General features: G+C 45.9%; 12 protein-coding genes and 1 tRNA gene. 7 read left to right on the top strand and 6 right to left on the bottom strand.

Features of this window, described 5'->3' with window-relative positions; all coding sequences use genetic code 11:
* The first annotated feature begins 313 nt into the window (after nucleotides 1-313).
* The 5 genes from QUB33_RS19930 (at nucleotide 314) to QUB33_RS19910 (ending at nucleotide 15,336) form a co-directional block, all read left to right on the top strand.
* Nucleotides 314-622, top strand: a complete 309-nt coding sequence (locus QUB33_RS19930) for an HU family DNA-binding protein (RefSeq protein WP_278187376.1) — start codon at nucleotides 314-316, stop codon at nucleotides 620-622.
* A gap of 15 nt (nucleotides 623-637) precedes the next feature.
* Nucleotides 638-1,789: a threonine-phosphate decarboxylase CobD gene (gene cobD, locus QUB33_RS19925; protein WP_333353083.1), complete on the top strand. Its 1,152-nt coding sequence runs from the start codon at nucleotides 638-640 to the stop codon at nucleotides 1,787-1,789.
* Between the two features lie 179 nt (nucleotides 1,790-1,968).
* On the top strand, nucleotides 1,969-3,444 hold the full coding sequence (locus QUB33_RS19920) for an NAD(P)/FAD-dependent oxidoreductase (protein WP_333353080.1): 1,476 nt from the start codon (nucleotides 1,969-1,971) through the stop codon (nucleotides 3,442-3,444).
* Nucleotides 3,445-4,063: 619 nt separating this feature from the next.
* Nucleotides 4,064-9,538: an AAA family ATPase gene (locus QUB33_RS19915; RefSeq protein ID WP_333353077.1), complete on the top strand. Its 5,475-nt coding sequence runs from the start codon at nucleotides 4,064-4,066 to the stop codon at nucleotides 9,536-9,538.
* A gap of 326 nt (nucleotides 9,539-9,864) precedes the next feature.
* A complete protein-coding gene (locus QUB33_RS19910) occupies nucleotides 9,865-15,336 on the top strand; it encodes an AAA family ATPase (protein ID WP_333353074.1) in 5,472 nt (1,823 codons plus the stop codon).
* 416 nt (nucleotides 15,337-15,752) lie between these two features.
* On the opposite strand, the gene QUB33_RS19905 is transcribed toward QUB33_RS19910, so the two are convergent.
* From QUB33_RS19905 to QUB33_RS19895, 3 genes are all read right to left on the bottom strand, one after another.
* A tRNA-Ser gene (locus QUB33_RS19905) sits at nucleotides 15,753-15,839 on the bottom strand.
* 60 nt (nucleotides 15,840-15,899) lie between these two features.
* Nucleotides 15,900-18,491, bottom strand: a complete 2,592-nt coding sequence (locus QUB33_RS19900; RefSeq protein WP_333353071.1) for a ComEC/Rec2 family competence protein — start codon at nucleotides 18,489-18,491, stop codon at nucleotides 15,900-15,902.
* Nucleotides 18,492-18,702: 211 nt separating this feature from the next.
* Nucleotides 18,703-19,182 carry a DUF4079 domain-containing protein gene (locus tag QUB33_RS19895; protein ID WP_333353068.1) on the bottom strand — a complete coding sequence of 160 codons (480 nt, stop codon included), beginning with the start codon at nucleotides 19,180-19,182 and terminating at the stop codon, nucleotides 18,703-18,705.
* Between the two features lie 252 nt (nucleotides 19,183-19,434).
* Here QUB33_RS19895 and QUB33_RS19890 point away from each other — a divergent pair, with 252 nt between their 5' ends.
* Nucleotides 19,435-20,481, top strand: a complete 1,047-nt coding sequence (locus tag QUB33_RS19890; RefSeq protein WP_333353065.1) for an endonuclease/exonuclease/phosphatase family protein — start codon at nucleotides 19,435-19,437, stop codon at nucleotides 20,479-20,481.
* Between the two features lie 837 nt (nucleotides 20,482-21,318).
* Here the strand turns inward: QUB33_RS19890 and QUB33_RS19885 are convergent.
* Nucleotides 21,319-21,657: a DUF1815 family protein gene (locus tag QUB33_RS19885; protein WP_006634844.1), complete on the bottom strand. Its 339-nt coding sequence runs from the start codon at nucleotides 21,655-21,657 to the stop codon at nucleotides 21,319-21,321.
* 156 nt (nucleotides 21,658-21,813) lie between these two features.
* Between QUB33_RS19885 and QUB33_RS19880 the strand changes: the two genes are divergently transcribed.
* Nucleotides 21,814-21,942 carry a hypothetical protein gene (locus tag QUB33_RS19880; RefSeq protein ID WP_333353062.1) on the top strand — a complete coding sequence of 43 codons (129 nt, stop codon included), beginning with the start codon at nucleotides 21,814-21,816 and terminating at the stop codon, nucleotides 21,940-21,942.
* 32 nt (nucleotides 21,943-21,974) lie between these two features.
* Here QUB33_RS19880 and radC read toward each other — a convergent pair whose 3' ends face one another.
* Nucleotides 21,975-22,706 carry a RadC family protein gene (gene radC / locus QUB33_RS19875; protein WP_006634845.1) on the bottom strand — a complete coding sequence of 244 codons (732 nt, stop codon included), beginning with the start codon at nucleotides 22,704-22,706 and terminating at the stop codon, nucleotides 21,975-21,977.
* 122 nt (nucleotides 22,707-22,828) lie between these two features.
* A complete protein-coding gene (locus QUB33_RS19870) occupies nucleotides 22,829-23,452 on the bottom strand; it encodes a hypothetical protein (RefSeq protein WP_333353058.1) in 624 nt (207 codons plus the stop codon).
* Nucleotides 23,453-23,733: the final 281 nt, after the last annotated feature.

Raw genomic sequence — 23,733 nt, 5'->3', positions numbered from 1 at the left:
TACCTAAATTTTGGGATTAATTAAAAAAATTGTCCAAATCCATATAAATTAAAGGTTCCACCGATCCATAACGGTCGGCAAGACTTTAGAATAATGCAGTGAAAATTAGATGCTGTGGGGTTTTCAGCAATTAGAAACAAAAATTCCTTTTCTGACCAATTACCCTAGGGTAATTGGTATTCAGCAGGAGTTGTGATTCGGGGAAGCGGACGGGAGCAATCGGGAACCACCCAAACCTCCCAAGCCACACCTCAATCCAGTTGATAACTCACGGCTAATAGTTGAACTAACTCTGTTTAACGTAATTTTGCAAATCCAGAAGGAGTTCGCAATGAACAAAGGTGAATTGGTTGATGCAGTCGCGGAAAAGGCTAGCGTGACGAAAAAACAGGCAGATGCTGTTTTGAGTGCGGCCCTGGAAGCAATCATGGAAGCTGTCTCCGATGGCGACAAGGTGACGCTGGTCGGTTTTGGCTCGTTTGAGTCGCGGGAACGCAAAGCCCGCGAGGGTCGCAATCCCAAAACTGGCGACAAGATGGAAATCCCGGCAACCAGAGTTCCTGCATTTTCCGCAGGGAAGTTGTTTAAGGACAGAGTTGCACCCCCGAAAAACGCGGAATAGCTGGCGAACTGAGTCTTGATTAGACCTGTACACGGTGGGAATTTAGCTTGGGCAGCCGCACTGGCAGGCTGCCCTGCCTCTGCTATTCTCGATTTTTCTGCGAGTATCAGTCCTTTGGGCCCTCCTGAGTCGGCCCTGGCTGCGATTCAAGCACACTTGAGCAGTCTGACGGCTTACCCCGATCCGGATTATGGGGAGCTCAGGACTGCTTTGGGGGAGGCTTTGAATGTTGACCGAGATTGGATTTTGCCGGGGAATGGTTCGGCGGAATTGTTGACTTGGGCGGCTTGGGATTTGTCGAAGCTGGAGGCGACTTATGTGGTGACTCCGGCTTTTGGCGATTACTCGCGGGCTCTTTTGGCTTTCGGCGCGCAGGTGCTGGAATGCCCTTTGGAACTCCAATCGTTGGACGCAGAGGCTGGAAGCCGATTAGAAACCGATGATTTGTCTGTTTCTAACCGTTCCCTTGTCTCCCCTTCTCTCTGTCTCCCAGTTCCTCTTGCTATCGATGCCCATCGACAAGGTTTGCTGCTGAACAACCCGCACAATCCTACGGGTTTGCTGTTTGGTAGAGAGGCGATTTTGCCTTATGTGAAGCAGTTAGGTATGGTGGTGGTGGATGAGGCCTTTATGGACTTTCTACCGCCTTCTGAGCGGGAAACTTTGATCGATGCTGTTGAGGAGTTTCCGAATTTGGTGATTTTACGATCGCTCACTAAATTCTATTCTCTGCCGGGACTGCGCTTGGGCTGTGCGATCGCCCATCCCGATATTCTGCGCCGCTGGCAGTTGCAGCGCGATCCTTGGCCTGTCAATGCTTTGGCTGCTGCTGCTGCTGCTGCTGTGGTGCGAGATACTGTTTTTGAGCGGCAAACTTGGGATTGGCTGCCTGTTGCTCGCCGAGAGCTATTTGAGGGTTTGGCTAATTTGCCGGGTTTGCAGCCAATTGCCGGGGCGGCTAATTTTTTGTTGGTTGAGTCATCGATGTCGGTTTCTTCTATTCAAAAAAGTCTGTTGGAACGACACCGGATTTTGATTAGGGATTGTTTAAGTTTTCCTGAGTTGGGCGATCGATTTTTTCGGGTGGCTGTGCGCTCAAGGGCGGACAATCTGCAGCTAATTGCTGGACTTTCCGAAGTTATTCGTCAGTTGACTGTTGACTGTTAACAACCAATAAAAGTTGACAAACCAATGTTATTGGTCGTTTGAGCGGACATCCCGAAGAAACCCGGTTTCTATGATAAATATTGGGTTTTGCAGCGAAATATCTAGGAAGAAACCGGGTTTGTGACCCGGCGCGCGGATCGTCCTAAACTAATGACTAATGACTACTGACTTTTTTATTTATGCTTGACTATGATTTAGTGATTATTGGTGGAACTCCGGCCGGACGTTATGCTGCTTTGACTGCAACTAATTTTCCGGCTCGCGTTGCTTTGGTGGAGCCGCTAAGTAATTCGCAAGATTTGCCGACAAGGGGTAAAGAGTCGATCGACCTTGGTTTGAGATACAGCCAAACTTTGAGGGAGGCTGCTCGTTTTGCCCAGCAGATCAGCCGTCAGCAATTGGGGCTTCGCTGGGAAGTCGCTAATTCCTCCATTCCGATCAAATTGGGGTTTGAGGGGGTTCTGAAGTGGGCCGACGGTGTTGTTTCTAATTTGTCAGAAATTGATGATCTCGGCGTTTTGGCTGCTCGCGGGGTCGATGTTATTTTTGGCAGTGGCGAGTTTGTGGCGAAACCGGATTTGGCTTTTGTGGCGGGCGGGCGGAAATTGCGATCGCTCTGTTATTTGCTAGCTTGTCCAACTCTGCCGGCGATTCCCAATATTGAAGGACTTTCGTCTGCTGGCTTTTTTACTTCGGAAACTGTCGGGGAATTAGCAAAACTTCCACAGTTGCCTAAAAGTTTGGCTGTAATCGGCGCAGATCCCAGCGGTGTCGAAGTGGCTCAAACTTTTGCTCGGCTGGGGGTTGCTGTCACTTTGGTGGTGAAAAGTTCGCACATTTTGGCTAAAGAAGATCGAGAGGCTGCTGGCTTGGTGCAAGCTGCAATGGAAGCTGAAGGAGTGCGGATTTTGACGGGAACTGAGGTGACTCAAGCGAGGGTGATTGAGGGTAAAAAGTGGATTCAAGCTGGGCCAAGGGCGATCGAAGCTGAGGAGATTTTTCTGGCCGCCGGTAGAGGGCACAATTTTACATCGTTAAATCTCGAAGCGGCTAGGGTTAAGTTCAGCGATCGGGGGGTGATTTTAAATGAAAAGCTGCAAACAACTAATCGTCGCATTTATGCGATCGGCGATGTTGCTGGGGGTTATCCGTTCCCTCATATCGCTAATTGCGAAGCTGCGGTTGCTGTGAAAAATGCTTTGTTTTTGCCGCTGTTTCAAATAGATTATCGCGGGATTCCTTGGGCGATTTTTTCCGATCCGCAATTGGCGAGGGTTGGCTTGACTGAAGCGCAAGCAAGGCGGCGTTTTGGAGACGATCTCATTGTTTGTCGGGAATATTTCAAGAATGTTGAAAGAGCTCAAATGTCCGGGGATACAACTGGTTTTTGTAAGATTGTCGGGCGTCGCAACGGGGAGATTTTGGGAGCGAGTATTGTGGGGCCGCAAGCTGCTGAGTTAATTCACGCGATCGCCTTGGCTGTGCGTCACGGGATGAAGGTTGAGGCGATCGCCGAACTTCCTTATGTTTGGTCGAGTTTTTCGGCAATTAACGGTCAAACTGCTGCTGTTTGGGAGTCGCAGCGCTTGGGCCGCAATACTTTTATGCAGAATTTGTGGGAAAATTTGTTTCACTGGCGCAGGTATTGGAAGTGAAACCATCAAAGGGGTAATTGGTAATTGGTAATTGGTAAGTATGTGAGTGGCGAAATATAATTGACTTGGGCTAATTCCACAGTCTGCTTCTGAACTTTGGCATTTAATTCCTGATTCACTTATTAGAGTGGGGCAGCTTGTTGTTGCATCTGGACAAATAATTTAGCTTGGAGCCTCTGACTCCCTACCGAGCCGCCATCTGGCGCACAAACTCGATGTCCTCTGCTGGGCGCTTTAAATGCAGAGTCGCCCGAATTGTCATGATGTGATTAAATTCTGAGCTAAACTCGACATTAGATTTAATAGGCGATCGCATTCAAGCATCGGTTTCAAAAATAATTTTAAGTACGTGATTAGCCTGTTACATTCCTCTTTTCTCAACTGCTGTCGTTTAATCAGCCTTAGCCTCCTTCGTTTTCTACTTAGTGTTAACTCAAGTATAAATAGCTCTTACATAAAAAGTTCAAGTATTGTTTTAAACTCGTGTTTGCATAATTTGAGCCACAAAGTATATTAAGAAAAATGTAATTCACTGAATACCACAGCAGAGCGAGCGAAAATAGTAGATAGTAACTCTCAGAAGTTTCGGGCTTGACAGAAGCCGTAGGAATACGTAGGTATGACTAACATCACAAAAGTTTTCTTAGGATATCAGATTAACGAGGAAATTTACGCAGGCAATCGAACTCTAGTTTATCGTGGCGTTCGCTCTTCAAATGGGCAACCCGTCGTCATCAAACTACTGCGAAATGAGTTTCCCAGCTTCAACGAACTCGTTCACTTCCGCAACCAATACGTCATTGCTAAAAACTTAAATATCCCCGGCACTGTCAAGGCATACAGCCTGGAGAGCTATCATAACCGCTATGCTCTGGTGATGGAAGACTTCGGCGGAATTTCCTTAAGTAGCTACCTTCCTAATCTAGCATTCGATAGCAACGAAACCCTAGAAGGCTTGCCAGTTAACGAGTTTCTTTCTATGGCGATTCAAATTGCCAACGCGCTTGACGGACTTCATCGCCACCACGTCATCCATAAAGACCTCAAACCCGCCAATATTCTAATTAACCCCACCAGCAAAGAAGTGAAGCTAATTGACTTCAGCATCGCTTCCATGCTGCCGCGCGAAACCCAAGAAATTCAAAATCCCAACGTCCTTGAAGGCACTTTACCTTATATATCTCCCGAACAAACGGGGCGAATGAACCGAGGCATTGATTACCGCACAGATTTCTACTCGCTAGGAGTAACATTTTACGAATTACTAACAGGAAAGTTACCATTCCAAACGGATGACCCAATGGATTTGGTACACTGCCACCTCGCCAAACAGCCGCTCCGGGCCTCTAGTGTCAACAAAAGCGTTCCATTGGTGCTGTCGGAGATTGTCAGCAAACTGATGGCAAAGAATGCTGAAGCTCGCTATCAAAGTGCGATCGGACTCAAGTTTGATTTGGAAACTTGTTTATCGCAGTGGCAAGAGACAGGGGCGCTGACTAACTTTACCATAGGGGAGCGAGATTTGTGCGATCGCTTTACTATGCCCGAAAAATTATACGGTCGAGAAAGCGAAGTATTTTCGTTGCTAGCCGCCTTTGACCGCGTGAGTGCAGGTAGCACTGAAATGATGCTCGTTTCTGGTTTTTCTGGTATTGGTAAAACCGCTGTCGTCAACGAAGTTCACAAACCTATTGTCCGGCAGCGCGGCTACTTTATTAAAGGCAAATTTGACCAATTCCAACGCAACCTTCCCTTTAGTGCCTTTGTCCAAGCTTTTCGCGACTTTATGGGACAATTGCTATCTGAAACAGATGCTAATATTGAGCGATGGAAATCGGAAATTTTGGCTGCTTTGGGCGATAGTGCTGGGGCGATAGTTGAAGTCATTCCCGAACTAGAACGTATTATCGGACCGCAACCGCCAGCCCCGGAACTTTCTGGCACTGCCGCACAAAATCGCTTTAACTTGTTGTTTGAAAAATTCATTCAAATCTTCACCACCAAAGAACATCCTTTAGTAATTTTCTTAGACGATTTGCAATGGGCAGACTCAGCATCATTGAAATTGATGCACCTGCTGATGAGCGACATTGATAACTGCTATCTATTTTTAATTGGAGCTTATCGAGATAACGAAGTTTTTCCAGCGCATCCCTTGATGCTGACTTTATCGGAAATTGAAAAGGCTGGAGCCAAGAAGAATACTATTACTTTAGCTCCTTTACAACAGTCACATATTAATTATCTGATTGCAGATACTTTAGTTTGCTCGACAGAGTTAGCCACACCTTTGACACAATTGGTGTATCAAAAAACGCAAGGTAATCCCTTCTTTAGCACTCAGTTTCTCAAGTCGTTATATGAAGATGGACTGATTGAGTTTAATTTTGAGGTTCGTTATTGGCAGTGCGATATCTCTAGAGTGCGATCGCTAGCCATCACCGATGATGTAGTAGAATTCATGGCGCTTCAGTTGCAAAAGTTGCCAAGTAAAACGCAAGAAGTTTTGAAGTTCGCCGCCTGTATTGGCAATCAGTTCGATTTAGGTACTTTAGCAATTGTTGATGAAAATTCGCCAGTAGAAACCGCAACATCTTTATGGAAGGCACTACAAGACGGGCTAATTTTACCCGTTACCGAAGTTTATAAGTTTTATCAATCACAGGGGGATAGCGAATCGGTAATCGGTAAGGGGAAGGAATCTCAGCAATTACAAATTCCCCCTGACCAATTACCCAAATATAAGTTTTTACACGATCGCATTCAACAAGCTGCCTATTCCCTCATTCCTGACAACCAAAAGCGATCGACTCACTTAAAAATCGGTCAACTGTTATTACACAATACGTCAGAAGCAGAACGAGAAGAAAGAATATTTGATATTGTCAACCACTTAAATGTGGGAGTTGAGCTAATTACCCAAGAGGCAGAACGGGAGCAATTAGCACGGTTAAACCTGGTTTCCGGAAAGAAAGCCAAAGCTGCGACTGCCTATTCTGCTGCGGTTGAATATTTCAATATTGGCAGAGAATTACTGGCAGCAAATAGTTGGCATAATCAATACGAACTAACATTAGCGCTGTATACAGAAGCAGCAGAGGTGGCATATCTAAGCGGTGACTTTGACCAGATGGAAAAATTAGCATTAGTCGTGGAAAACTGCGCCAAAACGCTACTGGACAAAGTGAAGCTATATGAAGTCCAGATGCAAGCTTATATAACGCAAAATAAGCTACAGGAAGCTGTGAATACGGGACTACAAGTTTTAAAGCAGTTGGGGGTAGAGTTTCCTTCCGAACCCAACCCGGCTGATATTGGGCAGGCATTAGGGGAAACAGCGTCTATTTTGAGCGACAAGCCAACTGAGGACTTAATCGATCTCCCTCAAATGACAGATCCTCATCAACTGGCCACTATAAAGATGCTGTTAAGTGTATTTGTTTCTGCCTACATAGTGCTGCCGCCACTGGTGCCTTTAATAGTGAGCAAACAGGTCAATTTATCCGTCCAACATGGGAATGCTTCTGTGTCTCCCTATGCTTATACCTTATATGCTTTTTTTCTATGCGGATCTGGAGATATTGAGCGGGGCTATCAGTTCGGTCAACTGGCTTTACGTCTATTGTCAAAGTTGAATGCCAAAGAAATCCAAGCCAAGACATCCGCAATGGTGCATTCTAGTATTCAACCTTGGAAAGAACACATCAGAAATACTTTAAAACCTTTGCTGTCAGATTATTCTTGTGGGCTGGAAACCGGAGAGTTAGAGTTTGCTGGTTATGCTATCTTTCAATACAGTTGTTACGCTTATTTTGTGGGCAAGCAACTAACGCATCTCGAACGAGAAATGGCAACCTACGCAGATGCGATTAGTAAAATTAACCAACAAGCAGCACTTAATTATCAGAAAATCTATTGGCAAGCTGTCTTAAACTTGATAGGAAGAAGCGAAAACCCATGCCATTTAAAAGGAGAAGTCTACGACGCAGACACAATGCTGCCACTGTATCAGCAAACCAAGAATTACGTGGGAATTTTTTACGTCTACCTAAACAAACTTTTGCTTTGTTATGTATTTGAAAATTACCCAGAAGCGTTAAAAAGTATCACTGAAATAGAAACTTATTTGAGCGCAGGTACAGGGCAGATAATTATGGCCATCTTCTATTTTTACGATTCTCTAGTGCGGCTAGCAGTGTATGCCGATACTCCACAGTCTGAGCAACAGGAACTTCTCGACCGAGTACAAGCTAATCAAGAAAAAATGCACAAATGGGCGGATCATGCCCCAATGAATTTTTTGCACAAATTATACCTAGTTGAGGCAGAAAAAAATCGGGTTTTAAACCAAAAAGTAGCAGCGATCGAGATGTACGACAAAGCGATTGCCCTCGCCCAAGAAAACGAATACATTAACGAAGAAGCACTAGCTCACGAACTCGCTGCCAGATTCTATTTGGAATGGGGGAAAGAAAAACTCGCCAAACCCTATCTAATTGATGCTTACTATGCCTACGCTCGTTGGGGAGCAAAAGCAAAGATTGATTATCTAGAACAGCGCTATCCCCAATTGCTTGCTCCTATCCTGCAACAGGCTCGAAGTCGCCCGTCTCCGAGCGAAACAATTCACACTTCCACGAATAGTGAATCCTCCTTATTTAACAACAATAGAACAATTATTGGTAGCACCAGCAGCAGTTCGGAATTAGTAGATTTGCCGACAGTTATCAAAGCTTCTCAAGCTCTCTCCAGTGAAATAGAACTAGAGCAATTGTTGACTACTTTGATGGAAGTAGCAGTTCAAAATGCCGGAGCACAAAACGGAGCATTAATTTTGGATGAAGGTGGAGAGTGGAGAGTTGCCGTACACTGTACCAATCGCCAAGATTGTCATTTGGAATCGCTTATAGTTGAAGAAAGCAAAGCAATTCCTCTGAGCATAATTAACTACGTCAAACGTACAAAAGAAATCCTGGTATTCGATCGTGCTAGCACTCAAACCACCTGGGCTGGCGATCCTTACATCATGGAGCATCAACCCAAGAGCGTATTATGCACTCCGATTCTCCATCAAGGCAAAGTAATGGGGATTCTGTATCTAGAGAATAATCTCACAACGGGGGCGTTTACGCGCGATCGCGTCGCCATCCTCAACATCCTGTGCTCGCAAGCAGCAATTTCCTTACAAAACGCCCGACTGTATCAGCAATCCCAGGAATATGCCCAAAAACTAGAGCAGTCTATCCACGAGCTCAAACAGATGCAGTTGCAATTGGTACAGGGTGAGAAAATGTCTGCTCTGGGCAATCTGGTGGCAGGTGTAGCCCACGAAATTAACAACCCCGTAGGCTTTATCGCCGGCAACTTACAGCCAGCTCAAGAATACGTGGGGGATTTATTCAATTTGATTGATTTGTATCAAGAAAAATTTCCCAATCCGGGAGGGGAAATTGAAACAGAAATTGAGGATATGGACTTGGAGTATTTGCGAGAAGATTTGCCCAAATTGATTGGCTCAATGAAGGAGGGAGTCGAGCGCATTCGCAATATCAGTACAAGTTTGAGAACGTTTTCGAGGGCTGATAGCGATCGACCAGTTTCTTTCAATATTCATGATGGACTTGAAAGCACTCTGCTAATTCTCAAGCACCGTTTAAAAGCGAGCGAGTTCCGCCCTGCCATTGAAATTGTGAAAGAGTATGGTAACTTACCCCTAGTGAAATGCTTTCCCGGTCAGTTAAACCAGGTATTTATGAATGTGCTGGCTAATGCCATTGACGCTCTGGAGGAGTCAAATAAGGAACGCAGTTTTAAGGAAATTAAAGCCCTACCTAATCAAATCACGGTTCAAACTGCTCTGAGCGAATCCAAGAATTTGGTTGTGATTCGCATTAAGGATAATGGAGTGGGGATGGCGGCAGAAGTCAAGGAAAACATCTTTAACCACTTATTCACCACCAAGTCTGTGGGTCAAGGAACTGGATTAGGATTGTCTATAGCCCACCAAATTGTTGTGGAAAAACATGGAGGCACATTAGTGGTGAATTCCTCCCTCGGTCAGGGTTCGGAGTTTGTTATTTCTATTCCGGTATGAGCAGTTTGTAGTAGGTCTTTAGGACAATTATCGTAATTAGCGCTGCCTCGCAACTACGAGATTAGCCTCTGAAGTTCCTCTTTAATTAACTGCTGTCCTTCAATCAGCGTTCGCGGAGTCATTTTCTACTTAGTCTCAACAGAAGTATCAACACCTTTTACATAAAATATTAAGGCGGGTTTTTTAAATCGCTCTTTCCTAATTTCTTGTTCCAAATATGTTAAGAAAAATGTACTTAACTGAATACCACAGCAGAGCAAGCGAAAATAGTAGATAGTAACTCTCAGAAGCTTCAGACTTGACAGAAGCAGTAGGAATAACTGGGTATGGCTAGCATAACAAATCTTGTTCTCGGATATCAGATTAACGAGGAAGTTTACGCAGGCAATCGAACTCTAGTTTATCGCGGTCTTCGCTCTTCAAATGGGCAACCAGTCGCGATCAAACTACTGCGAAATGACTTTCCCAGCTTCAACGAACTCGTTCACTTCCGCAACCAATACGTCATTGCTAAAAACTTAGATATCCCCGGCAGTGTCAAGGCATACAGCCTGGAGAGCTACCATAACCACTATGCTCTGGTGATGGAAGACTTTGGCGGAATTTCCTTATGTAGCTATCTCGCTCGTCTAGCATCCGAGAGCAACGAACTCCTAGAAGGCTTGCCCGTTAGCGAGTTTCTGCCTATTGCGATTCAAATTGCCAACGCCCTTGACGGACTTTATCGCCACCGAGTCATCCATAAAGACCTTAAACCCGCCAACATTCTAATTAACCCCAGCAGCAAAGAAGTCAAGCTGATTGACTTCAGCATCGCTTCACTGCTGCCGCGCGAAACGCAAGAAATTCAAACTCCCAACGTCCTCGAAGGCACCTTACCTTACATATCTCCCGAACAAACTGGGCGAATGAACCGAGGCATTGATTACCGCACAGATTTCTACTCGCTGGGAGTCACATTCTACGAATTACTAACAGGAAAGTTACCCTTCCAAACGGATGACCCAATGGATTTGGTACACTGCCACCTTGCTAAGCAACCACTCCGGGCCTCAATAGTCAACCAGAGCGTTCCATTGGTGCTGTCTGAGATTGTCAGCAAACTGATGGCGAAGAATGCTGAAGACCGCTATCAAAGCGCCCTAGGACTCAAGTACGACTTAGAAACTTGTTGGCAGCAGTGGAGAGAGACGGGAGAGATTGCATCCTTTAAATTAGGACAGCGAGATTTGTGCGATCGCTTCTTTATCCCGGAAAAATTGTACGGTAGGGAAAGCGAAGTATTCTCCCTGCTAGCCGCCTTTGACCGCGTGAGTGCAGGTAGCACTGAAATGATGCTAGTGGCGGGTTTCTCTGGCATTGGTAAAACCGCTGTCGTCAACGAAGTTCACAAACCCATTGTCCGGCAGCGCGGGTACTTTATTAAAGGCAAATTCGACCAATTTCAACGCAACCTTCCCTTCTCAGCTTTTGTCCAAGCGTTTCGAGATTTAATCGGGCAGTTGCTATCGGAACCCGACGCAAAAATTGAGCAGTGGAAGTCAGAAATCTTAGCCACTATGGGCGAAAATGCGGGAGCAATTGTGGAAGTTGTACCCGAATTAAAATTTTTGATTGGAGAACAACCTCCCGTAGCAGAACTCTCCGGCAGTGCCGCCCAGAATCGCTTCAATCTGCTGTTTGAAAAATTCATTCAAGTTTTTACCACCCAGGAACATCCCCTAGTTATTTTCTTGGATGATTTGCAATGGGCAGACTCAGGCTCGTTAAAGTTGATACAGCTTTTAATGAGCAACGTGGGGAGCAGTTATCTTTTCTTAATTGGAGCTTATCGGGATAACGAAGTTTTTCCAGCACATCCGTTAATGTTGACCTTGGCGGACATTGAAAAAGCCGCAGCAACGGTAAATACCATTACTCTAGCACCGCTCCAGCAGTCGGATGTGAATGGTTTAATTGCCGATACTCTTGGTTGTTCAAAGGCGCTGGCACGACCTTTAACCGAACTGGTTTATCAGAAAACTAAAGGCAATCCATTTTTCAGCACTCAATTTCTTAAATCTTTGCATGAAGATGGATTAATTTCATTTAATTTTGAGATCCGTTACTGGCAGTGCGATATTGCCAAAGTACGAACATTAGCGCTGACAGATGATGTAGTAGAATTCGTGGCAATTCAGTTGCGGAAGTTGCCTATCCAAACTCAAGAAGTTTTGAGGTTAGCCGCCTGTATTGGCAATCAATTTGACCTAGCAACCTTGGCGATTGTGGATGAAAAATCACCTGAGCAAACTGCACTTAACCTGTGGAAAGCTCTCCAAGAAGGGCTAATATTGCCCATTAGCGAGGTTTATAAGTTTTACCAGACAGAGGGGAATGAAAACGGGGAAAACGGTCATAAGGACAAATCTATCCCATTACCCATTACCCAGGACCAATTACCCAAATACAAGTTTTTACACGATCGCGTCCAACAAGCCGCTTATTCTTTGATTCCAGAAGAGCAAAAGCGATCGACTCACTTAAGAATCGGTCAACTGTTATTAAAGAATACGCCAGAAGCCGAGCGAGAAGAAAGAATCTTTGATATTGTCAACCACTTAAATGTGGGAGTTGAGCTAATTACCCAGGAAGCAGAACAAGAGCAATTAGCACAATTGAATCTGGTTGCTGGAAAGAAAGCCAAAGCTGCTACAGCCTATTCTGCTGCGGTTGAATATTTGAACGCGGGAAGAGAATTACTAACAGCAAATAGCTGGGAGAGTCAGTATAAACTCACTTTGACGCTGCATGAAGAAGCAGCAGAAGCCGCTTATCTGAACGGCGATTTTGAAGAAATGGAGATATTAGCTATAAGAGTGTTGCAACAAGCTATATCGCTGCTGGACAAAGTGAGGGTGTACGAAGTGCAAATGCAAGCTTATATGGGGCAGTATAAGCTACAAGAAGCACTAGGTATGGGGCTACAAGTGTTAAAGCTGCTCGGAATAGAGTTTCCCAACTCGCCAAACCAATCTGATATCGGACACGCGCTGACCCAAACCACTTCAATTTTGAGCGGAAAGCAAATTGAGAATTTAATCGATCTCCCTCAAATGACAGATCCGCATCAGATAGCAACTATTAGGATTCTGTCAACTCTATTTTCCTCTGCCTACATAGCGCTGCCGTCCCTAGTGCCTTTAGTAATTTGCAAACAGGTCGATTTATCTGTCTTATATGGCAATGCTTCTGTATCTCCCCCAGCTTATGCTCAGTATGCTTATCTGCTCTGTGCGATGGGAGATATAGATACAGGCTATCAGTTCGGTCAATTAGCTTTATCTTTGGTGTCGAAGTTAAATGCTAAAGCAATCGCTTCCAAGACGCAGTACATAGTTGCTGGTGGCGTTCAACATTGGAAAGAACATCTCAAGAATACAGTAGAACTTTTGCTCTCAGGATACTTTATTGGCCTGGAAACCGGAGAGTTAGAATTTGCTGGCTATAGTATTAGCGTATATATTAATCACTCGTATTTTAGTGGTAAGCCATTAACGCAACTGGAACCAGAAATGGCAACATACTGGGAAGCCGTGCTGAAAATTAAGCAAGAAACACCGCTTCATTTTGTAGAAGTATTTTGGCAAGCTGCCTTAAACATGATGGGACGGGTGGAAAATCCCTGTCACTTAAAGGGTGAAGTTTACGACGAGGATAAAATGCTGCCACTACACCAGCAAACTAATCATGGAGTAGCACTTCATTACCTCTACTTGAACAAGATTGTACTTTGTTATTTATTTGAGCATTACTCGGAAGCACTGGAAAACATCGAGCGAGTAGAAAGTTATTTGGGTGCAGCTACAGGACAGATAACTTTGGCTATCTTCTATTTCTATGATTCTCTGGTGCGGCTGTCGGTATACTTGAATACTCCCTTTTCCCAGAAAAAGGAACTTCTTGACCGAGTACAAGCTAATCAAGAAAAAATGCAGAAATGGGCACATCATGCCCCCATGAATCATCTGCATAAGTTCTATCTAGTGGAGGCAGAACGGCATCGGGTTTTAGGTGAGAAAATAGAGGCGATCGAGATGTACGATAAAGCGATCGCTCTTGCTAAAGAAAACGAGTACATCAATGAGGAAGCACTAGCTCACGAACTAGCCGCTAAATTCTATTTGGAATGGGGGAAAGAAATATTCGCACAACCTTATCTAATTAATGCCTACTATGCCTACGCTCGTTGGGGAGCAAAAGCAAAGATTGACCATCTAGAAAAGCGTTATCCCCAATTGCTGGCTGTGATCTTGCAACAGGAGCGAACTCTCCAGAATCCGAGCGAAACAATTCACACATCCACCCATAGTGAATCATCCATCTCTAATAGTAATAGAACAATTATCGGTAGTACCAGCAGTTGGAGCTTAGTAGATTTGCCGACAGTGATCAAAGCTTCTCAAGCTCTATCTAGCGAAATAAAACTCGATCAATTGCTCACTACCCTCCTGCAAGTGGTGGTGAAGAATGCCGGAGCACAAACGGGAGCATTAATTTTGAAGGAAGAGGGAAACTGGAGGATAAACGTCCACTGTACAAACCCTCAAGACTGCCTTCTGCAATCAATTCCGGTTGAAGAAACCGAAGTAATTCCTCTGAGCCTGATCAACTATGTCAAACGTACAAAAGAAACCCTGATTTTTGATGATGCTAGCAATCAACCAAGATTTGCATCTGACCCCTACATTATCCAACACCAACCTCAGAGCCTGCTTTGCACTCCGATCAGCGAGCGAGGGAAAATGATGGGGATTTTGTATTTGGAAAATAATTTAGCAACCGGGGTATTCACGGGCGATCGCGTCGCCATCCTCAACATCCTGTGTTCCCAAGCAGCAATTTCCTTACAAAACGCCCGACTGTATCAGCAATCCCAGGAATATGCCCAAAAACTAGAGCAGTCTCTCCACGAGCTCAAACAGATGCAGTTGCAATTGGTACAGGGTGAGAAAATGTCGGCTCTGGGCAATCTGGTGGCAGGTGTAGCCCACGAAATTAACAATCCCGTAGGCTTTATCGCCGGCAACTTGCAACCAGCTCAAGAATACGTGGGGGATTTATTCAATTTGATTGATTTGTATCAAGAAAAATTTCCCAATCCGGGAGGGGAAATTGAAACAGAAATTGAGGATATGGACTTGGAGTATTTGCGAGAAGACTTGCCCAAATTGATTGGCTCGATGCAGGAGGGAGTCGATCGCATTCGCAATATCAGTACGAGTTTGAGAACGTTTTCGAGGGCAGATAGCGATCGACCAGTTTCTTTCAATATTCATGATGGACTTGAAAGCACTCTGCTAATTCTCAAGCACCGTTTAAAAGCCAGCGAGTTCCGCCCTGCCATTGACATTGTGAAAGAGTATGGTAACTTGCCCCTCGTAAAATGCTTTCCCGGACAGTTAAACCAGGTATTTATGAATGTGCTGGCTAATGCCATTGACGCTCTGGAGGAGTCAAATAAGGAACGCAGTTTTAAGGAAATTAAAGCCCTACCTAATCAAATCACGGTTCAAACTACTCTGAGCGAATCCAACAATCTGGTTGTGATTCGCATTCAGGATAATGGAGTGGGGATGTCGGCAGAAGTCAAGGAAAACATCTTTAACCACTTATTCACCACCAAGTCTGTGGGTCAAGGAACTGGATTAGGATTGTCTATAGCCCACCAAATTGTTGTGGAAAAACATGGAGGTACATTAGTAGTGAATTCTTCTTTGGGGCAGGGTTCGGAGTTTATGATTTCTATTCCGGCGTGAGCAATTCGTAGTAGGGTTCTAGCGCAATTAGTGCCGCCTCGCAACTACGAGCCACGTTATTAGAAGAAACAGGAAACGGGGGACGGGGAACGAGCAACAGGCTAGGGGTTTTCGTGCTAGGAACTAGCGACTATGGACTAGGGAAACAAAGAATCTAGACTAATTCCCCCATCCTCCGCCTGCACCTTATTATTGATGGAGACAGCGGTTTGCAACCGCCCGCTTTACCAACTCTTTTCCCTTTTTTTGTACCCGGTTTTGAGTTAAGAGTTCCCTGGAGATTTTCAGCCTCTACCTTACCGAAATGAAAACCGTTGTCATGCTACTGAGATTGTGGAGTTGAATTTCATAATATGATAAAGTGCGCGCACCCTAGGTTAATAAGGTGCGCGCTTGACGCTTGACGCTGAGATGTACGGAGAGGGTGGGATTTGAACCCACGTTAGAGTTACCCCTAAAGTAGTTTTCGAGACTACCGCATTCAACCGCTCTGCCACCTCTCCAATTGACTTGAGATGCGAGCTAAAAGTATTTTACCGCACAGTGCACCACATTGTAAATCTTTATAAAAAAGAAGTTTGATTTTCTTCAGATTCCAAAGTGGTCTTAAATCCCCCTGCTGGAGTCCACTGGAGGGCTCCATCGCGCCCTGTCCAGAATATCTGAGTTTTGCTTTGGCGCAGTTGGGCTGCGGTTTCTGGATCGATTTCGTCAGCAGATGCGATCGCCACTTGTGGCCCAACTGCGCTTAAGAACTCAGCCGTCAGGGTTTTTCCTGACCACCACAGCACTTGAGCCTGCTTCAAGGTTCCCGTTGCTGCCAATTTTTTTTGCACTTCCGGTGTCATTTCACCGACGAGCAACCAAGTTCGATTTCCCACCAGGAATTCTACCACCGGAATCTCCGCATTCACGAACTGCAACCGCGTCGAACCCAGATCGACGGTACTGCTAGTTTCTAAAGGAAAGTAAACGCCTTGGCGAGATTGCACAGCCGTCATAAATTCCTGGTTACTCCCACGGTGAATTTGTTTCGGAGCATGATTATCATAAAATGTTTTAATTGGCAAGCGTTCTAGTAATTTTCCCCAACCACTGCTCAAACCTAAATGGCCGTGAGTGGCGATCGCAAAATTCACAGAATTAACTCCTTGCTTCTGCAAAAAAGGCAACACTGTAAACCTTACGGTATTTTCATCACCGCTATTAATTAGCGCCACTTTCCCCCTATCTTGAATTACTAAAACTGGCTCACCAGATGTCGCCAGCAAAGTAACTTGAAATAAAGATGATTGAACGTGCCAAGCTGGCAAAACTATGATACTTATTCCCGCCACCAGCGCCAGCGGTAAAATCCAAGCAGATGAAAAACTCGGCAGCGAAACAACTCTACTTTTACCCTTCTTCCCTCTTCCTTCTTCCTTCTTCCTTCTTCCCTCTTCCTTCTTCCTTCTTCCTTCTTCCCTCTTCCCTCTTCCTTCTTCCTTCTTCCTTCTTCCCCCGATCCAAACCCAGCCAATTAAACTGTAAAGCGCGATTAGCTGAAACACCGATACTTGACCGACAGCTACCGAATTACCGGGTAATTGCGAGAAATATTGGGCGATCGCAATTAAGCCCTTTGCCGGATAGTCCAGCAGTTGCGCTAAAACACTGCCAGCCGGCGGAAAAATCAATCCAGCTAAAGCGCTAACCATCCCCCCAATACTCAAAATCCACAGCAAAGGAGCCGCAATAATATTAACTAAAATGCTGTAAGGTGATACCACGCTAAAAACGTAAAGTAGCAGCGGCAGCACCCAAACTGAAGCCGCGATCGGAACCACAACAATCGAAGCGATCGCGGGCGGCATCCAGTCCAACTTTGCCATCAGCGGGGGCGTTGTCACTATTAACCCCAAAGTCGCCAAAAAACTCAGTTGAAAACCTAAATCCCAAATCCACAAAGGGTTAACCAGCAGTAAAATAGTAGCAGCAATTAACAGCAATCCCAGCGGCTTAACTTGGCGGCTGAGCACCAAAGCAAATAGTGTTCCAAATCCCATCAAAGCGGCGCGGCATACTGATGGTTCAAAGCCAGTTAGCCCCACGAGCAAAAATAAAGCACCGACGCCAAAGCTAAATTGCAATTGTTTGGAAAAACGCCTGGTTAAAGCTAGAACTAAAGCCAAAATCATCGAAACTTGAGTGCCGGAAGCTGCGATCGCGTGGGCCAATCCAGCCTGCACAAAATAGTCTCGGATGTTGTAAGGTAAATCTACTGCTTGTTTGCCAAGGGCGATCGCACTGATCAAGGGCCCTTCGGGAACATTTAACTGTGATAGTTGCGATCGCACGATCCGCTGTCGCATCGCTTGAATTTTCGATGGCTGCATCCCGCTTGGTTCCAAGAAAGCAGCCGTTTGGCTGTTAACTCGATTTACATCCGCGATCGCCTTTTCTCTCGTCCAGTCAATTTGACGCCCTTTGAGCCCTGCAAAAGCTCCTTCTCTGGCTAAATATGCTTGAAAATCAAAAGCCCCCGGATTCGACGGCGGCTGCGGTTTGTACAAGGAGCCCACTACTGCGATCGTATTGTCGGCGTACAAACTTGTTGCTTGCAGCAGGGGCACTGTAACGTAGAGTTTGCCGGATACCGGGCGGTTTACAACTGCTCCTCCCTCGCTGCCGTTGATTTCGCTAACTAAATCTGTTTCTAGCCAAAATTGCGATCGACCCGATCGAGTCAATCGGGGGGTACTGGCAACTCTACCGCGAACTGTCACCGCCACTTCTTGAGTGTTGCCGCCAGCCGGAATCAGTTTGCTGATGTCATCTATTGCTGGTTGGGGCGATCGAACTGCAAAATAAACGCTACCTAGAAACGCCACTAAACCCGCAACTGCCCACACCCATTTCGCTCTCGGCAGCCTCTCCAACAAACTCAATTCTTCCCTCGTCTCTAAGGGTTCTTCAAGAGTATTTTCTTTTTGCCTTGTGCGTCTTTTATTAGTAATTTTGACAGAATTTTTAGTAAATTTTACCAACAATTTCGGCAGGGCGATCGCCACCGCTATTCCCAAAGCAAATATCCCGTATCTCCCCCAGGGAACCGCTGTAGAAATCAATCCCAAAATGTAGGCAATGCAGAAAATGACACCCGTTGCTTGATTCATTAATTAGTAATTCAGAGGGGGAATATTTCTGGGAAACCGATGCGGGACTTATGCACTCCTTACCAAAGAAACCGGGTTTTTTAACCCGAGTAAAGGGCTAAACGCCGTGAAGTGCGGTAAAAAAACCGGTTTCTGGCTACCCGTGGGTAAGTTATAGCAAAATTTCTTTCCTTACATTCTTCCCGTTCCCGTTCCCCTTCCTCTTCCTCTTCTAAATAGACAGCCCCAATTTTAAACCGAAAGCCGCGTGCAGCACCATAAGTGCAAGGGCCGTCGTGCCTAAATAGGCGTGAACCGCGCGCAGTGCTAGCTTATTGCCCGCAAAACCCGTTAGCGAAATCAAGCTGCCAATAGCCAGTAAAACCAGCACTGCCGAACCCGTCCAAAAATGCGGACTTTCCATGACGGGCTGGTGCTGCATCACCAGCGACAGCAAGCCGCCTGTATAGCCCAAAGCTAGAAACAGAAACATCCACGGTGCAAGCTTGCGGTGATCCGAGCGACTTTTTAGTGCGACATCTTTATCTGTGGCCAAACGTCCCTGCCATCCCGTATACCCGACAAAACTGCCCATCGCCACTACCACGATCCCCATCATTACAGGGTGGCCCCAATGGGTAATTGGTTCGGGAATTCCTAGACTGCGAAATTGACTGGCGATGGGTTCTAGTAGTTCGCTGAGATTTATCATTTGCTTGAGATTCCTAACTTTGCGATCGCTAATTTTGATTTAACCAACAACTTACGCTAAATAGCAATATATCGATCGCGATTTTCAATCATTGTTTGCCGCCAGAAGTCTGTATAAAATAAAAGAGCCGGACACAGGAGAAGTGTATTCCCTAGCCTCAGCCGGGGAGCGGCCATTTGAGTTAATTTGAGCTGAGCAGTATCCAGTTTTTTGTCCCCACACCCGTAAGAGGATGCTATTGCAGACGGCGCTATGATTAAGCCTTACCGATTTTTGCAGCGAATTGCTCAACTGCTCGCCTACGCTTACTCCGCACTGATTGTCAGCTATCTGATTCTGAGACTGATCTTTTGGGACAGGCTGTGGCCGATTGCCTTGATGGGAGATTTTGTTCCTTGGATTTTCTTGCCAATCTTCCTGCTGCCAATTCTAGGGTTTTTTATCATAAAGAAACGCTGGTTCGCGATTGTTTCATCTGTGGCTAGCCTCTGTTTGCTGGGTTGGCTACACGTCACCTACTTTTCTCCCCAGCCGACGAACATCACTGACTCCCAGCCAACCCTCAAGATTTTTTCTCTCAACCTCGGCTGGCATCACAAATCCCCACAAGCTTTGGTCAACCTAATTGAGGAAGAAAAACCAGACATCATTTGTTTGCAAGAAATTAAGGAGGATTACGCCAAAGAAGTATTCTCTAAGTTTGCCGCATTATACCCGCACCACCTGGGGCGCGGATACCATGTGATTCTCAGCAGATATCCCATTCGCTCTTTCCAAAAGTTAAAGCTAGCCGGTGGGAACGAACCACAGGAACGAGCTATTATCGCAATGAACCAGCAAGATGTAGTTCTTTATAACATTTCAACAACCCCACCGTGGTTTCGCCAGCATAAAATTTTGCCTTTCCTCAAAATCCCAGTTTACGAGTACGGCGACCGACCGGCACAAATTCAAGATTTAGTGCGGCGACTCCAGAAAGAAACGCTGCCGACTATTGCTGCCGGGGACTTTAATCTGACTGACCAGTCTCAAGACTACTATTATTTGAGAGCCGTTATGCAAGATGCTTTCCGAAAAGCAGGACTGGGTTTTGGCTTTACTTTTCCTCACGGGTGGGATCTGAATTTACTGGTTAAACAGTTAAACTGGAAATTAACTTTTCCCCTGGTGAGGCTTGACTATGTTTGGTATTCTCAGCACTGGGGGGCGAAATCAGCCAAGGTTTTACCGCCAATTGGTTCAGAGCATCTGCCGCTGTCGGCCCAACTGCGGATGCAACCGAAATTGGGACGAGTGTAGGGGGTACACAACAGTTTGGTGGGGCTTCCACAATGGAATTAGTGTCAATTAAAGCTCCGGGCGAAGATTCTGATGCTGTTGGCGAATCCGTGAAGCGTGACACCCCACATTTGCTCCCGTCGCACCCCTGTTAGATCATTTCCGCTAATTACCCGCAATTAATTTTTATTTCCCTGTTTCTCTTTCTTCTTTCTTCTTGGCGTACTTGCCATCTTGGCAGCTCATTATTAAACCCCCCAAGGAAACAAAGTATTGATTCGCCAACAGTCTCATAGAATTCGCGGCTATCCAAACAAGCAATTTTAGACAAATGAAGATGTTTTACCATCAAGCACACAGTAATTGCTCGAATTAAGCCTTATCGGCTTTGCAGTTGACTGCTGAATCGCCCCTAGGCGATAGCCCCCGGTATGCGCTTCACCAAATCTTCACAGCCTTATCCTCACTGTGGATGTTAAATTCTACCTGCCTGCTCAAAGTTAATTTCAATTCCTTGATTTTTGAATGCCAAAGGGAGAAATATTAACATCGCAGCCAACGAGCACTCCCACTTCTACATTTTGCTAATCGCTCTCAAGGGAGAATCAACTTCGGGAAGAAAAACTAGAGGTTCCAAGTTTGAGACTTCTGGCATAAAGTATGCCGTCTGCCCAGGCTCACTTCGATCGACTGAGCGCTAAACCGTCTTAAGGCACCCTGATAGCACCCTTGTCTGTTGAGCAGCCATCACTGTGCACCTAAATGAACCCTCTCAACTAACTCGCTGGGGATTCGGTTTTAGCAGACAAGCACCCACTTTCTTGCGTCGCCTTCCTCGGAACCGTGCACTCGCTAAAATCACTGCGCCGTCGCTAAAGTAGCTTCCGAAGGTTGGATTTGATACTTTACGAGATTTGCCAGTTCTTGTAACTGACTAATAGCTTCTGCACCTTCTAGTTTCATGAGTTCGCGGTCGTCCCGCATCTCAGTCCAAGTGATACCGTAATCTGACACTAAAAATCGAATCAGATGGTTGTCCGTCAAACTGACCATAAATGAGGCACTGTTCATCTGACCCCCGCAAGTGTAGCAGGATGCCAGATAACCCCGATGCTCTAGCACGATCGCTAAAGCTTGGAGGTTCATTACCAGATCTTGAACGAATTTACGGTGTTGTTCTGCAAGTCTCAGAAACACAGTTCTCCTCCTATCACCACACCGTGTATTTTACATCCCATTTAATAATTTCTTAATAAGTGGGTATTTAGGTGCTGGTTCAGTATACGTTTAGTATGCTCAAAAAAAATCGGATTAGCGACCTCTTCAGCCTACCTATACTAGATTAACCGAGTTGTGGTCGAAACGCAGTATCAGCAGCGACATTCAGCCAAAACAGGCTCTCGCGGGGGACTCCAGCCGGAAAATTTGCCTGCTGTCATGGCTGATTCAGCCGTCGGAGAGGCCAAAGATACAAATAACTAATGATAGTGATGAAATTAGTTAAGTATAAGAGTTCAATCGCCCTGGGGATACTCGTCCCAAAGCGTCGTCGTCTGCCGCAAGCTCCGAAAATCGCCATTCCCCAAAATCAAGTGATCCAGCAGGGGAATCGACAAAAACTGCGCTCCCGCCAGCAACTGCCGCGTCAAAGCAATATCCTCGGGGCTTGGCTCCACAATCCCCGAGGGGTGATTGTGCGAGATAATCGCCCGCGTCGCCCCCTGGCGGATCACCTCACGAAAAATATCCCGTGGGTGAGCCAAAGTTTCCGTTGCTGTGCCGATCGTAATTACCTGAGTACCCAGCAGCCGATTTTTCACATCCAGCAACACCACAGCAAAACGTTCCTGAGACTGCCACATCAAATCCTGACTCAGGGCATCCGCCGCCGCTTGCGGAGAGTCAACCACAGCCATTTCCGGCGGCCGCGACTGAAATACCCGCTTCCCCAACTCCACTGCCGCCAAAATCGAAGTCGCCTTGGCCGGACCAATGCCGTGAATCTGCGTCAACTCCTGAACGCTAATAGTGCGTAGCACAGCCAGAGGATCGCGGTGGTGCAAACTCAACTGATTTAAAATATACTGTCCGAGCCCGACGGCGGAAAGTTTGCCTTGTCCCTGACCAGTACCCAGGAGAATCGCAATTAATTCCGCCGTCGCCAAACTTTTCGGGCCACCCGCCATCAGCCGTTCCCGCGGCCGTTCACTCGTTGGCAAATCGACAATTCTCAAGCTGTAAGTCATAGCTGCACCCGCACCGCAAGCTCAACAATTGCACAATTTTAGCCGATCGATTTGCGTTCTTCAATTCGTACAATCACCCAAAAAAGCCTTCATCATTAACCGAGGCTGTTGGCAGAGTAAATCTAACCTAGCGTTTCGATCGCGATCGAGTCTCGATCGCGATCGAGCTTAAACGGATCGCCCGGATATGCCTCTAACACTCGCTGCGCTTCGGCTTGACTCGCAAAGTCAGAACAGTTGCAATCCGAGTTAACGCAACTCGGAAAATCGGCACTTTTAGCCTTCGGTTGAGAAGACTCGTAAATAACTTTCTTGGTATCTTCCTTTGGCTGCTGTGCATCAAGAGCAATCTCTGCGGTTCGCTCAACAGATTTGACTGAAGATGACAATTTGCGATCGGGCCCTGGTTTGGCAAGTGCAGGTACCTTCGCAGAAATTGCAGGTTTCGGTGTTGGTGTGGGCGTTTTCACAGTCTCCGGCTTGGGTGTTTGCACTGCCGAAAGCGGTGACGGCTTAGCGGTTTGAGATGATACTACCCGAGCGCTTGGGGCCGGAAGCGCCACTGAAACTTCCTGAGACGGAGGGGGTGCGGTGACGCCAACAAGCACAAACGAAGCCGCCATCAACCCGCCGTACATCGCGATCGATCGCTTGCGGGTTGGTGCGCCAACCCATTTCGGATTAACAATACCCAGAAACAAGGCAGGGATAGACAATAGAAAGCTTAAGACGAAAAAATTAAACATAGCGATGCGATTTTTAGCAGTAAAAAAGAGAAGTCACCCAGGACGGAGAAACCCGGTTTCTTTTACCAAAATCCGAGGTGAAGCACGAAGGATATCTGTTTAAACCACCTGAGTTTTTTAATCCCTGTGCGTAAGTCCTGAGAAGTTAACTTGCTTATTTATCTAGCGCTCAACTCACAAATCCCTATGATTTACGAAGTAAACTATAGCAATTCCATTTGAGATGTAAATATGAATTTTTATGGTAAAATAGGAAAGTTTGATAATAAATGAAAAGGAAA

This window comes from Microcoleus sp. B3-A4 (genome assembly GCF_036705385.1).
Classification (GTDB): Bacteria; Cyanobacteriota; Cyanobacteriia; order Cyanobacteriales; family Microcoleaceae; genus Microcoleus.
The sequence above is the reverse complement of the archived record's forward strand: the minus strand, read 5'-3'. Positions and strand labels throughout refer to the sequence as shown.

Bases quoted from the DNA above. Each gene is read 5' to 3' on its own strand.
- QUB33_RS19920 (WP_333353080.1), top strand. From the start codon at position 1,969: ATGCTTGACTATGATTTAGTGATTATTGGTGGAACTCCGGCCGGACGT.
- QUB33_RS19915 (WP_333353077.1), top strand. From the start codon at position 4,064: ATGACTAACATCACAAAAGTTTTCTTAGGATATCAGATTAACGAGGAA.
- QUB33_RS19910 (WP_333353074.1), top strand. From the start codon at position 9,865: ATGGCTAGCATAACAAATCTTGTTCTCGGATATCAGATTAACGAGGAA.
- QUB33_RS19900 (WP_333353071.1), bottom strand. From the start codon at position 18,491: ATGAATCAAGCAACGGGTGTCATTTTCTGCATTGCCTACATTTTGGGA.
- QUB33_RS19895 (WP_333353068.1), bottom strand. From the start codon at position 19,182: ATGATAAATCTCAGCGAACTACTAGAACCCATCGCCAGTCAATTTCGC.
- QUB33_RS19890 (WP_333353065.1), top strand. From the start codon at position 19,435: ATGATTAAGCCTTACCGATTTTTGCAGCGAATTGCTCAACTGCTCGCC.
- radC (WP_006634845.1), bottom strand. From the start codon at position 22,706: ATGACTTACAGCTTGAGAATTGTCGATTTGCCAACGAGTGAACGGCCG.
- QUB33_RS19870 (WP_333353058.1), bottom strand. From the start codon at position 23,452: ATGTTTAATTTTTTCGTCTTAAGCTTTCTATTGTCTATCCCTGCCTTG.